We start from the raw sequence: 13005 nt of genomic DNA, 5'->3' as shown, positions 1-13005 counted from the left end.
GTAAAGGAAATCACTTTTAAAACACGGCGCACCTAACGGAGCCAATATATGGGATTAAAATGGCTATAAACACGATACTCCTACGGAGTTTAAAGCAATTGATAAGACACTCCGGAGGAGTATCGTGCTTATAGGAAACAAAAATGGAAACTTTGGGGCTCCGTTAGGTGCCTCGTGTCTATTATTGATTTTAAAAGAGATTTTCCTGATTACTAAGTTGTACCTCATTAAAACGTAACAAATAAAAAGCCCGGATGAAAAAGCTTATATTTTACTTCATATTAATAAGTACGCCGTTTTGTGCATCGGCACAAAGCAAAAAAAATACAGTTCAAGTACCTGACCGGAAATTATGGTTAAGCTACATGGATAAGGTAGCGCGGCCAGTGATCAGCAACCTCGCGGCCGATCAGCTTAAGGAAAAAATGCCGATGCAGCTGTCCGACAAAATTGATAATAAGGAAAGCCGTGCCAAAGTAGGTTATCTGGAAGCATTTGGCCGCACATTAAGCGGTATCGCCCCATGGTTACAACTGGAAGGCGGCGATGCTGCCGAGGTAAAACTTCGTGAGCAATACAGGGCATGGTCTTTAAAGGCTATTGCAAACGCGGTTAATCCTCAAGCTAAAGACTATCTGCAATGGAGCGGTGGCCAGCCCTTAGTTGATGCCTCGTTTGTTGCTTTTGCTTTGGTACGGAGCCCATGGCTATGGGAACATCTCGATGAGGTAACCAAAAAACAGGTGGTTGAAGTGATGAAGACTACCCGCGCAACTGTTCCGGTTTACTCCAACTGGATTTTGTTTTCGGGGATGATAGAGGCCTTTTTTTGCAAATATGATCTGGGCTACGATCCGGTGAGGGTTGAATTTGGCATCCGCGAATTTACCGAGCATTGGTATGTTGGCGATGGCATGTATTCGGATGGGATGAGCTTTCATCTCGATTATTATAATAGCATCGTGATCCATCCAAACCTAAGCACCATATTGGAAGAGGTTAACGCCAAAAAGAAAACTTATGCACGCGAGGAGCAACGCGAACTGGCCGTAGGTCAGCGTTACGCCGAAGTACTCGAGCGCCTTATTAACGCTGATGGGAGCTATCCCGCTATAGGGCGTTCAATAGTATACCGGGGCGGCGCATTTCATCATCTGGCTAATATCGCCTACAAAAAACAATTGCCTGCAAGCCTGAAACCGGCGCAGGTAAGATGCGCGCTAACAGCCATGATCAAAAAAACGCTGGGCGCACCGCAAACTTTTACTACCGATGGCTGGCTTAATATGGGTTTATATGGCAAGCAGCCCGGCCTTGCCGATTTTTACATTACAACAGGCAGCCTTTACTTCTGCGCTACAGCATTTGTACCATTAGGACTGCCCGAAACCGATCCCTTTTGGGCAGATACCGACGAACCATGGACGGCCGTTAAAATCTGGAGCGGCCAGGATGCGCCGGCCGATCATGCACTTGATATCAAAAAATAATACAAACATCTTTATATGAAATACTATCGCTTTTTATTGCCGGCCTTTTTGCTGTTAAGCATCATTGGCCGTGCGCAAACTAAATTAACCAGTTTTAGTCCGGGCGCTATTTGGCCTGATGATAAAGGGGTACACATTAATGCCCATGGGGGAGGCATTCTGTATAATAATGGCGTATACTATTGGTTTGGCGAACACAAAATTGCCGGTGATGCCGGCAACCGGGCAATGGTTGGGGTTCATTGCTATTCGTCAAAAGATCTGTACAACTGGAAGGATGAGGGGATTTCGCTGAATGTTTCGAGCGATACTACAAATGATATAGCAAAAGGCTGTATCCTGGAAAGGCCAAAGGTTGTTTATAACAAAAAGACAAAAAAATATGTAATGTGGTTTCACCTTGAGCTATTGGGCAAAGGTTACAGCGCTGCACGCGCCGGAGTTGCTGTGAGTGATAAGGTGACCGGCCCGTACAAGTTCATTAAAAGCTACCGACCTAACCCGGGGCAGATGCCGTTTTATCCGGCGCTTACTCCCGAAGGAGATAAAATAAACTGTGTTAATCCGGCTCACGAAACCGATAAATATTTTTGCCGCGACCTTCCCGGCGGCCAAATGGCCCGCGACATGACCGTTTTTGTTGATGACAACGGCAAGGCTTATCACGTTTTTTCATCCGAAGAAAATTATACACTTGATCTGGCAGAATTAACGCCCGATTATACAGGCCATACAGGCAAATTTATCCGTATTTATATAGGCCACCAAACCGAAGCGCCTGCCTTGTTTAAACGTAACGGAATTTATTACATGATAGGTTCTGGTTGTACCGGCTGGGCGCCAAATGCTGCCCGCTGGTTTAGTTCAAAATCAATTTGGGGGCCGTGGACTTACCACGGTAATCCATGCCAGGGGGCGGATAGTCAAATCACTTATGGCGGCCAAAGCACCCATGTATTGCCTGTGGCCGGCAAAAAAGATGCGTTCATTTTCATAGCCGATAAATGGACACCTAAAGATGCTATTGATGGCCGTTACCTGTGGTTGCCTATCAGCTTTAAGGGCGATGACATTGAAATAAACTGGGTGGATAACTGGAACCTTGATGTTTTTAAGAAATAACATGCGAAATTTCATAAGCTTATGCTGCCTGCTGCTCATTGTGGGTACAGCCGCTGCACAGGATAGCCTCATTACCAATATCCAAAGCCGTAAATCGCTTGAACTGAATGGCAAATGGCAATACATTGTTGACCCGTACGAAACCGGGTTTTATGATTACCGCTACAAGGAGCTTAACGAAAAAAATGGTGATGCATATTGGAACAGCGGTATCCCTGCTAACAAAACTGAAAAGAAGGAGCACGGCTATATTGATAAGTTTAGTATTGATGTGCCCGGCGACTGGAACCATCAAAAGCCGGAGTTTACCTATTACGAGGGGACTATCTGGTATAAAAAATCATTCGACTATGTTAAATCAATCAATGGGGGCAGGCAGTACCTTTATTTTGGCGCGGTTAATTATCGTGCCGATGTGTATTTGAACGGGAAAAAGCTTGGAATGCACAAAGGTGGTTTTACTCCCTTTAATTTTGAAGTTCCGGCCGGGCTGCTTAAGGATAAAGATAATTTGCTAGTGGTTAAGGTTGATAATAAGCGATATGCCGATGAGGTGCCAACCCTCAATACCGATTGGTGGAACTACGGTGGTATTACCCGCGATGTAAAACTGGTTGAAGTGCCTGTTACCTACATCCGCGATTTTGTGATCCAGCTCAAAAAGCCTGCTAATGGTGCAGCTCCCGCTAAACAACCGGAGGTAAGCGGATGGGTTAAACTGAATGATGTTCCGCCAACCGGCCAAAATATCACCGTACAAATACCCGAGCTTAAGCTTAGTAAGCAGTTTGCTGCCACAGGCGCGCTCACGCAGGTGAGCTTTAAATTGCCAAAGGTGCAACTATGGTCGCCCGAAATGCCTAAGCTGTATAAGGTTATCATAAGTGCCGGTGCCGATAAAACAGAAGATAAGATAGGGTTTCGCACCATTGAAGCGCATGGTCCGCAGTTGCTGCTAAACGGTAAGCCCGTATTTTTACGGGGGATCTGTATCCATGGCGAAATACCACAGGATGTACGGAGAGCTTACAGCCAGCAGGATGCCGAACAATTGCTAAATCAGGCGCATGAGCTTGGCTGCAATATGGTAAGGCTGGCACATTATCCCCACGATGAAAAAATAACCCGGCTGGCCGATTCACTGGGTATTATGATTTGGTCGGAGATCCCGGTTTACTGGACTATTGATTTTGGCAATGCCGCGGTGCTTGAAAAGGCAAAAGCGCAGCTTAATGAAATGATCACCCGCGATCATAACCGCGCCAGTATCATTATCTGGTCGGTAGGGAATGAAACACCGGTAAGCCCAACCCGCACAAATTTCATGCATAACCTGATCATTAAGGCCAAACAATTGGATGATACCCGCCTGGTATCGGCTGCGCTTGAGGTAAACTACAGTTCGGGTAAAGATTTGAATGTGGTAGATGACCCTCTGGGCAAATTTGTTGATCTCGTTGCTTTTAATGAATACCTTGGCTGGTATGGCGGCACACCCGATAAATGCCGCACCACAAGCTGGAGTACGCCATATAATAAACCTTTATTTATCAGCGAAACCGGGGCTGAAGCTAAAACCGGTTTTCATACCGATTCATTGACCCGCTTTAGTGAGGAATACCAGGAATGGTACTTTAAGGAACAGGTGGCCATGTTTAAGCGCATGCCTGCAAATTTTGTAGGCCTTTCGCCATGGGTAATGGCCGATTTTCGGTCGCCAAAACGGAATAACCCACTGTACCAGGAAGGCTGGAACCGCAAGGGGCTTTATGATGATAAAGGCAACAAAAAGAAAGCCTTTTATATTCTTCAAAACTATTACAAACAAAAAAGCGCAGAAGCGCTGAACCGATAGCGCATCACAATGAAAAAAATTACAATATCTTTTTTAGCATTATTTTTAAGCCTGAGTATAACGGGCTTTTGCCAGACAGTCAAGCATACCTTTGCCCTAGGCGATGAGGCTTTCCTGCTTGACGGGAAGCCTTTCCAGATGATCTCGGGCGAGATGCATTATCCCCGGGTGCCACGTGAGGCCTGGCGCGCGCGTATGAAAATGGCTAAGGCAATGGGTTTAAATACCATTGGTACTTATGTGTTCTGGAACCTGCACGAACCGCAAAAAGGCAAGTTTGATTTTAGCCGTAATAACGATGTGGCCGAGTTTGTACGTATAGCCCAGCAGGAAGGTCTGTGGGTGATCCTCCGCCCAAGTCCTTATGTATGCGCCGAATGGGAATTTGGGGGATACCCATATTGGCTGCAGAATGAAAAAGGCCTTGAGGTGCGCAGTAAAGAAGCGCAATATCTTAAAGAGTATGAAAACTATATCAAAGAAGTAGGCAGGCAATTGGCCCCACTGCAGATAAATCACGGCGGTAATATCCTGATGGTACAAATTGAAAATGAGTACGGATCGTATGGCAGCGATAAAGAGTATTTGGGCATTAATCAAAGACTATTTAAAGAAGCCGGTTTTGACGGATTGCTGTACACCTGCGACCCTGCCCCCGACCTGGTGAAGGGGCATTTGCCGGGATTATTGCCTGCTGTTAACGGTTTGGATAATCCTGCAAAGGTTAAAAAGATCATTAACGAAAATCACGATGGGAAGGGCCCGTATTATATTGCCGAATGGTACCCGGCCTGGTTCGATTGGTGGGGAACCGCTCATCATACTGTTCCGGCCGAACGCTATGCAGGCAGGCTTGATTCTGTACTGGCAGCAGGGATTTCTATCAATATGTACATGTTTCACGGCGGCACAACCCGTGCGTTCATGAATGGCGCTAATTTTAAAGACACCTCGCCTTATGAACCGCAAACAAGCAGCTATGATTATGATGCACCGTTAGATGAGGCGGGTAATGCAACGCCAAAATTTATGCAGTTCAGGCGAGTGATTCAAAAATACTTACCTGCTGGCGTGCAATTGCCTGATGTGCCGGCGGCTAAACCGGTAGTTACTATACCAGCTTTTAAGCTAACGCAATCGGTAAGTTTATTAAATTCCTTGCCGGCGGCTAAAGAAAACATAAGTCCGCTCACTTTTGAAGACCTGCACCAGGACTATGGTTTTGTGATATACAGCACCGTTTTAAGCGGAAGCAAAAGCGGGCAACTTAAACTTAAAGGACTTAGGGATTACGCCGTGGTTATGATCAATGGTAAAAAAGTAGGTACGCTTGATCGCAGGCTTAACCAGGATAGCCTGTATTTAAAGTTGCCTGCAGGTAAAGTAAAGCTTGATATTTTGGTAGAGAACCTTGGTCGCATTAACTTTGGTAAGTATCTGTTGCAAAATAAAAAAGGGATCACTCAACAGGTGCTTTTGAACGGAAAGGAAGTACAACATTGGACAATGTATTCGCTGCCGTTTCATGATTTAAGCACTGTTAAATTCACTGCGGCTAAGCAAAATGGACAATCGCCGGTGATCAGGAAAGGTGGTTTTAAATTAGATAAATTAGGTGATACCTATCTTGACATGAGCAACTGGGGTAAAGGTGTGGTATGGGTAAATGGCCATAATCTTGGCCGGTACTGGGGTATTGGCCCACAGCAAACCCTGTACTTACCGGTTGAATGGTTGAAAAAAGGTTATAATGATGTTGAAGTACTTGAACTGCTAAAACCGCAGCAAGACCAGTTAGCCGGTATTGATAAACCGATATTGAACGTGGTAAAACCTTAAATAAGCTTAAAGCCGAAGGCTTAAGGCTCAAAGCTTTTTTATGTGTATTGGGAAATAAACTATTAAGAGCTTTGAGCTTTTTGCTTTAAGCCTAAAGCTCTTTTAATAACAGATATAAATACTATTTACAATGGCAAGAGTAGCATTTAAAATGAAGCTTCATGAAGGTAAAGCGGCTGAATACAAGGTCCGGCACGATGCCATCTGGCCCGAATTAAGCAGTTTGCTTAAAGATGTGGGGATCAGTAATTATTCTATTTTTTTAGATGAGGATACGCATTGGCTTTTTGGCGTGATGGAAGTTGAAGATCAGGAAGCACTTGATCATTTGCCGGATACCCCAATTATGAAAAAATGGTGGTTATACATGGCTGATATTATGGATACTAATGCCGATCACTCGCCTGTGAGCATACCCTTGAAAGAGGTTTTCTTTTTGTCATAGATATTAAAAGTCAAAGTTCCATCAGGGGCCTCTGTGAGCTTAAGTTAACCCACAAAATTCACCAACCTGAAATTTTAATAGGAGGCAACTACGGAGTCCCAAAATATCCTCTTTTAAGGCTATAAACACGTGGCCCCTCCAGGGCCGGCAAGGTTTTACAACATAGTGAGGTATTAATTGAGATGCTTAAGGACAGTTGCACCAGAGGTGCAAAAGATTTGTAGCATAAAAAGTACAGAAATACCCTTTGCCTCAGAGAGGCAAAACAAAACGCCATACTGATTAAACGACAAAGCAATTTTGTGGGTTAACTTAAGCTCACAGAGGATCCTGATGGAACAGGAAAATAGAATTAAAAAAAGAGTCATTGCGATGAACCATCAGGCTGCCTGAAAAAAAACGTGATGACGTATAGAGTATATTTTAGTGATGGTGTGCGGTGGCCGCGTTAGTGATAGTAGCGGATACCGGCCAATGTCATTAAGTTAAGAAAATCCCCCAGAGGGGGAACAGGTTTGTAGCACATAATATACCGAAAATAACCGTGCCAGAGGTACGGAACATCGGAGTTGTGTACCTCTGGCACACTAAAAATCCAATTCATTTCTATTTCTACAAACCTTTTGCACCTCTGGTGCAGCCTCTAAAACTCTTAACTTAATGACATTGGGATACCGGCCTTGTGGTTAATGCCCGTGCAGAGCGTATAGCACGGGCCGCAGGCAACGCCCATATTTACAAAATTGAATCAAAAAAATATTATTAATAATCAATCACTTACAATAACGTCCTTATAAGGAACGAAGCAACCCCCGATTAGCCGACCCGCTCTGTATAGTTTGGGTTATTAATAATTATAATTTGATTTTTATAGGTATTAATGAGTTCCCTACGGTTGGTTGCCTTCGTTCCTCGCAATAACGCTTTTATATTATACTTATAGCCATTTCTGTTGTTTTGTGCTTTCTTAACATTAGCCTAACATAGCAGCCTTACATTTGAGCCAAAACAACTCTTTGGCATGTATCCTGCACTTACTGATGAAGCGTTGATGGGGCTTATACAGCAAAGTAATCCTGTTGCCCTTGAAACTCTTTTTAATCGTTATTACAAAACCTTATGCCAGTTGTGCACGGTGTACACTAAAGATTATACCGTTGCTGAAGAAATCACCGCCAACCTTTTCATTAAACTTTGGGATAACCGCGATACTGCCATCCTTAATGTAAAGAGTTATCTGTTTGTCGCCGCCAAAAACCTCTCCTTAAATTATATCCAGAAAAAGAAAGATCCGGTACATTCTATCGAAGATATCGACCTTCAGGGCCATGTATTAAAAGACAGGGATAATCCGTTCAAAATCCTTTCGGGCCGCGAATCATACAATAAAATTTTAAGCCTGATAGATACGTTGCCGGCCAGCCAAAGGCAGGTGCTGCTCATGAGCCGTATCGATAACCTTGATAAAAATGAGATAGCCAAAGTGCTGGGTATTTCTGTTCGTACGGTTGAAACTACACTTTATCAATCTATCAAAAAGCTTCGTCAGCTGTTAAAAGGGCAGCATAATTTTACTTCCGAGAGTTAATGATTTCTTAATATAAACTTAACTTTTTTCGCTACGTATCGGCTACGTAAAATCGGTCTTTAAGTTCAGAGACAGATTTAATGGAAGATAATAGCTACCGCTTAATAGTTGAATATTTTGAAAAAACCATCAGCGACGATGGCTTAACGCAATTGCAGGAGTGGATTGAAGAGAGCCCTGAAAACCTTGCCCAGTTTAGTGAAACCATCCAGATACTGGAAGCATCCAAAACATACTTTAAACAGCCCGAGCATGCCGGAAGCAGCTGGGCCAGGATCAATGCGCATATAACCCAACCACAGATACAGGTAATTAAACACAGTTCTAAATTTAACTGGATGGCTTATGCTGCCGCCTGTTTGCTCATTTGTACTGCAGGTTGGTTTGGATATCGTTATTTCAAACAGTCACCGGTTCTGGTTTATGAAGAGATCAGCAATGTTGATGGCAAGCATTCAAAAATAATGCTGCCCGATAGTTCAACAGTTTATTTGGGTGGTGGCAGCAAACTCAGATACGCCAAAAACTTTAGCGGCGAAAAACGTGATGTAACGCTTAACGGCGAAGCTTTTTTTGATGTGGTTCATCAGGCTAAACCATTTGTAGTTAAAAGCGGCGATATCACCACCATGGTATTGGGTACTTCATTTAATATCAAAGCTTATCTGACCGATCATAAAGTAGCTGTAACCGTGCAAAGCGGTAAAGTAGGGGTGATGGCCAATGTGCAGGGAAAACCTCAAATGGTTAAATACCTTGTAAAGAACGAAGAGATCAGCATCAACACCCAAAACGGTATCTACACATTTAACAACACCGAAGCATCGGCAGTAACTTCATGGATCAACAACGAATTTGTTTTTTATAACACAACTTACAGGGAGATAGCCGCTTCACTTGAGCATCATTATGGCGTTAAAATCCGGTTTACAGAACAGGATTTGGGCAATGTAAGGCTTACAGCCAAATTGAGGGGGATGACATTGACGGATGCCATGGAAACCCTCAGCGCGCTATCAGGATTAGGCTATACGCAAAAAGGCGATCAGCTATTTATTTCAAACAATAATCAAAAAGGAGGAAGTATAATGAAATAGTATTTACCCGGCTATTGGTAAAAGCCTGGACGTTGCTGGTAACAACCCCAGGCTTCAGAATTTTGACAATTTAAACTCACGGTTAGACAAGTATAAATTAAAGTAAATATATGAAAAAGTTATGGTTATTAACCATGCTGTTCTTTTTACAATTGCCTTTTGGCGGTATAAACGCTAAGGCTCAAACAGTAACAAACAAAAGGATCACGTTTGGTGCCGAGGGTACCATGCTAAAGGATGCCTTTCAGCAAATTGAAAAATCAAGCGATATCTCCATTAGCTATAACAATAGCCTGCTTGATGATAAACGCAAAGTACACATAACAAAAGCAGAGCGCTCTTTGGGCGAAACACTTGACCTGCTTTTAAAAGGAACAACCTGCACATACAGAGTGGCAGGCGAACGTAATATCCTCATCATTGCAAAAACACAGGATAGGGGTAGCATTAAAGGGAAAGTGGTTGATGAAAAATCAGAACCACTTCCCGGTGCTACTGTAAAAGTTCCGGGGACCGGGGCCACTGCTATCAGCGGCGTTGATGGTTCATACACATTAAATATAGTGCCGGGTACTTATACGGTTGAGGCAAGCTTTATCTCTTATGAAACTAAGAGGATCCAGAATGTAAGTGTTAGTTCGAATGCTAATACCGTTTTAAATATTACGCTTAGCCCTGCCGATAATAAACTTAATGAGGTTGTGGTAACAGCGCTCGGCATCAAAAGGGAAGATAAAAGTTTGGGTTATTCGGCACCGGTAATTAAGGGGGATCAGTTAACCGGCGCCCTTTCGGGTAACTGGACTGATGCATTATCAGGAAAGGTAGCCGGTTTAAACCTGATCCGTTCAAACAGCGGCCCTGCCGGATCAAACAAAATTATCCTGCGTGGTGAAAATAACCTTACCGGCGATAATGAGGCTTTGATAGTGGTTGACGGTGTGGTAATTAACCAGGGTAGCGGCAGGCGCACAAGCAACTCCGGCGAATCGGCCTATGGTACCAGCAGCGATAACATGCCTGCCGACTACGGCAGTAACCTGAATGATATCAACCCTGAAGACATTGAAACTGTAACGGTATTGAAAGGACCTGGTGCAGCAGCGCTTTACGGTCAGCGTGGTGCTAACGGAGCCATTATCATCACCACAAAATCGGGTAAAAAGCATAGTGGTTTGGGTATTACCTTTAATTCAAATGCGAGCCTTGAAAGCGTAAACCGCTGGCCCGATCTGCAATATGAATACGGACAAGGTACTGCAGGATCACGTTATTACTCATATGGTGCAGGTCCTGACGGTGCAAGCACCAGCTCGACAAGTTCGGCTTACGGGCCTAAATTTGATGGACAGCTTTTTTACCAGCTTGATCCTGTTACGCAAAAACAAAGCACAACACGTACGCCATGGGTACCGTACAAAAATCAGATCCGCGATTTTTTTGATGTTGGCCAAACTTTCACCAACTCGGTAAGTGTTGATGGCGGCAGCGATAAAACAACGGCCCGTTTTTCGGCAACTAACGTAACCAATCACTGGATAACGCCAAATACAGGCTATACCCGCAACAGCATCGCTTTATCGGTTAACTCCAAAATCAATGATAAGTTAACCATCAATGCAAAAGTAAATTACAATAATAAAAATAGCGATAACTTACCCGGCGCAGGTTATGGTAACCAGTCGCTGATGTATTGGTTTATTTTCTGGCAACCCAATGCCGATTTAAACTGGTTAAAAAACTATTGGAGAAACGGCCAGGAAGGTAAAACCATATTTTATCCTTTCAGCTCATTTCCTGAAAACCCTTATGCAGTATCTTACGAGTTTATCAATAAATCAAACCGTAACTCGGTTACCGGAAACGTTGAAGCGCTTTACAATGTAACAAAAGAGTTTAGCGTACAGGTTCGTGCTACTTTAGATATGGGTTATGAGCAGCGTGCGCAGCAACGTCCGTATGATGCTGGTACTAAATACCCTAAAGGCTCATATCGTACCCAAAACATTTATTCGGAAGAGCAGGGTGCCGATTTCCTGTTGAAATACAACAAGAAGGTAACACACGATGTTAACATCACGGCCACAGCAGGCGGTAGTATGCTCCGCAATAATTATAACCGCGATGAGGTACGTGCCGACTCATTGGTATATCCGGGTGTGTACTCGATGGCTAACAATGCTGGTCCGCTGGTTACGCTGCCATATAAATCAAAATATGCTATCAACAGCTTTTACGGCTTGTTATCTACATCTTTTAAAGATTATTTGTATGTGGATTTAACAGCCCGCCAGGACTGGATCAGTACATTGGCTACCGCTAACCGTACCGATCAGGTTGGGTTCTTTTATCCATCGGCAAGTATGAGCTTTTTGCCATCTGAAGCATTCAAGCTGCCTAAGTTTATTGACTATGCAAAAGTAAGGGCATCGCTCGCCGGTGTGGGCAGTGGTACAACAAATCCTTATCAAACCTCATTTAATTATGTATCGGCGGGTAGTACTTATGCAGGTGGTTTGCAAAATCCGCGTACGTTATCAAACCCCGATCTGAAACCATTGCGCACTACCACACTTGAAGTTGGTGCCGAAGCAAGGATGTTCAATAATCGTTTGGGTTTTGACATAGCTTTATATACTGGTAACACCAAAAACCAGATCCTTAGCCGCACTGTCGATCAATCGTCGGGTTATAACCAGGCGGTTATCAACGTGGGTAAGGTAAGTAACAAGGGTATCGAAATTACATTAAATGGAACCCCTGTACGTAAAGCCAATGTATTTAGCTGGAATGTTACGGCAACATTCAGCGCTAATAAAAACACCATTGAGCAGCTTGCCGATAGCGCAGTGGTATTACGTAATGGCCCGACGGGCGGTGGTCAGATTGTGGCGCGTGTAGGTGGTAGCATGGGCGATATGTATGGCCGCGGCTATTTGCGCTCGCCAGATGGGCAGATAGTTTATGATGCATCTACAGGTTTTGCCAAATTAGCTGATAACCTGGTTTACTTAGGCAACACCATTCCTAAATGGAAGGCAAGCATGGGGCACGATTTCAGGTATAAGCAGTTTAACCTGCACCTTTTATTTGATGCCCAGGTTGGCGGCGTATCATATTCGCTTTCAAACTATAAATTGGCCGAGCAGGGTAAAACAACGCTCACCCTGCCTGGTAGGTATAACGGTATCATCGGCAAAGGTGTTATCCAAAATGCTGATGGCAGCTACAGGCCTAATGACGTTATAGCAACCGATATCGATGGCTACTACCGCTCACACTATGGTATTGACAATGCCGAAGGCAACACGTTTTCAACCAACTTCCTGAAATTCCGCGAAGCAAGGTTTGACTATTCATTGAGCCCGCGCCTAGTTAAACGCCTTGGTTTAACGCGCGCTACAGTAGGCGTGTATGGTCGCGACCTGTACATCTGGACAAAGTGGCCAATCTTCGATCCTGAATTTGGTACGCTTTCAGGCAGCGACATTGTGCAGGGATTTGAGATTGCGCAGTTTCCATCAACCCGCACATTTGGTTTTAACATAGTTATTGGCATTTAATAATTA

The 13005-nt window shown here is 43.9% G+C and carries 8 protein-coding genes; all 8 read left to right on the top strand.

Features of this window, described 5'->3' with window-relative positions; genetic code table 11:
• Window positions 1-254 precede the first annotated feature (254 nt).
• Window positions 255-1490 (top strand): DUF2264 domain-containing protein, encoded by a 1236-nt coding sequence (locus tag AC59JO_RS23830; protein ID WP_413666943.1) that lies wholly within the window; start codon window positions 255-257, stop codon window positions 1488-1490.
• Window positions 1491-1505: 15 nt separating this feature from the next.
• Window positions 1506-2612: a glycoside hydrolase family 43 protein gene (locus AC59JO_RS23825; RefSeq protein ID WP_497308489.1), complete on the top strand. Its 1107-nt coding sequence runs from the start codon at window positions 1506-1508 to the stop codon at window positions 2610-2612.
• A 1-nt stretch (window position 2613) separates the two neighbouring features.
• Window positions 2614-4467, top strand: coding sequence for a glycoside hydrolase family 2 protein (locus tag AC59JO_RS23820; RefSeq protein ID WP_497308487.1), 1854 nt, complete (start codon window positions 2614-2616; stop codon window positions 4465-4467).
• Between the two features lie 9 nt (window positions 4468-4476).
• On the top strand, window positions 4477-6306 hold the full coding sequence (locus tag AC59JO_RS23815; protein WP_497308485.1) for a glycoside hydrolase family 35 protein: 1830 nt from the start codon (window positions 4477-4479) through the stop codon (window positions 6304-6306).
• 130 nt (window positions 6307-6436) lie between these two features.
• A complete protein-coding gene (rhaM, locus tag AC59JO_RS23810; RefSeq protein WP_497308483.1) occupies window positions 6437-6751 on the top strand; it encodes an L-rhamnose mutarotase in 315 nt (104 codons plus the stop codon).
• 1021 nt (window positions 6752-7772) lie between these two features.
• Window positions 7773-8339: an RNA polymerase sigma factor gene (locus AC59JO_RS23805; protein ID WP_413666949.1), complete on the top strand. Its 567-nt coding sequence runs from the start codon at window positions 7773-7775 to the stop codon at window positions 8337-8339.
• An 80-nt stretch (window positions 8340-8419) separates the two neighbouring features.
• Window positions 8420-9436: a FecR family protein gene (locus tag AC59JO_RS23800; protein ID WP_497308481.1), complete on the top strand. Its 1017-nt coding sequence runs from the start codon at window positions 8420-8422 to the stop codon at window positions 9434-9436.
• A gap of 110 nt (window positions 9437-9546) precedes the next feature.
• Window positions 9547-12999, top strand: coding sequence for a SusC/RagA family TonB-linked outer membrane protein (locus tag AC59JO_RS23795; RefSeq protein ID WP_497308479.1), 3453 nt, complete (start codon window positions 9547-9549; stop codon window positions 12997-12999).
• Window positions 13000-13005 lie beyond the last annotated feature (6 nt).

Source organism: Mucilaginibacter sp. A5337, assembly GCF_059690695.1.
Note: the sequence above shows the minus strand (reverse complement) of the source record. Positions and strands in the feature narration are given on the sequence as shown.